This window comes from Streptomyces sp. NPDC044033, from assembly GCF_056434425.1.
In genome coordinates, this window is record NZ_JBWKFF010000015.1 from 242,960 (window position 1) to 244,016 (window position 1,057).

A 1,057-nucleotide genomic window follows, 5' to 3' on the forward strand; every position below is an offset into this window, starting at 1 on the left:
GGTTCGCTACGAGGGTCCATCTACCGCATCTCAAGCTCGTGCCGCAACCTTTCCGGAGGGATCGATGGACGGGTGGGGATACACGGTACCCGTGGGGCCCGCCCGGCCCGGCGGGCGGTCGGCCGCCGTGGCTGCCCCACCGACACCCCCGTCGCCTATGGCGCCTCCGGTAGGAATCCGGCGTGAACGCCCCTCGCGTCCCCTTGGTATATGACGGTCCGTCAAGGTCACCCGGATGGGAGACAGACGGGGCGAAAGGTGGTGGTTGATCCCTCAAGTGCCTTGTGGGATACGTCCGTTAGGAGAATTCAAGTTCGATGTACGCTGCATAAATATGTAGGGTGATGAAACCGAAATCATTGGCTCCGGCAGACAGACGCCGGGCCTTGGAAGGAGCCGGATCATGCGCCGCATGACGACCGCCGCCACCGCTGCCGCCGCCGCGGCCCTGCTCGCCGGGGGCATAGCGGCGGGCACCGCCCAAGCTGCCGGGGCGACCACCGCGACGGCCACCCCGACCTGCGCCGTCTCGGGCCTGCGGATCACGCTGGACCACAACGACGCCAACGGTTCGCAGAGCGGCATGAACCACGAGGGCACGTACCTGCGGTTCAAGAACACCACCGGCAAGACCTGTGCGCTGCGCGGCTACCCGGGCCTCGGCCTGGAGAAGGCCGGGCACGCCAAGGCGGCGACCGACGTGAACTGGGGCTCGACCTACTTCGCCCAGGACCCGGGCAAGAAGACGGTCAATCTCAAGAGCGGCGCCTCCGCCTGGGCCGACCTGGTCTGGACCCACACCGGCGCCGACGCGGTGCACGCCAAGTACCTGGAGGTCACCCCGCCCGCCGCCACGGAGCACCGGACGCTCGCCTTCGACAAGATCGTCGACAACGGCACCCTCAATGTGACGAGCCTGTCCGCGACTCCGCCGACGGCCGGCTGACGGGCGCACCAGGCCCAGGGGGGGGGGGGGGGGGGGGGGGGGGGGGGGGGGGGGGGGGGGGGGGGGGGGGGGGGGGGGGGGGGGGGGGGGGGGGGGGGGGGGGGGGGGGGG

Annotated in this window: 1 protein-coding gene; it reads left to right on the forward strand. The window is 71.1% G+C overall.

What is annotated here, in order from left to right; genetic code table 11:
* Nucleotides 1-403 precede the first annotated feature (403 nt).
* Entirely contained in the window at nucleotides 404-946 is a 543-nt protein-coding gene (locus AC07AB_RS25815; RefSeq protein WP_478571079.1) for a DUF4232 domain-containing protein, read from the forward strand.
* The last annotated feature ends 111 nt before the right edge of the window (nucleotides 947-1,057 follow it).

Bases quoted from the DNA above. Each gene is read 5' to 3' on its own strand.
- AC07AB_RS25815 (WP_478571079.1), top strand. From the start codon at position 404: ATGCGCCGCATGACGACCGCCGCCACCGCTGCCGCCGCCGCGGCCCTG.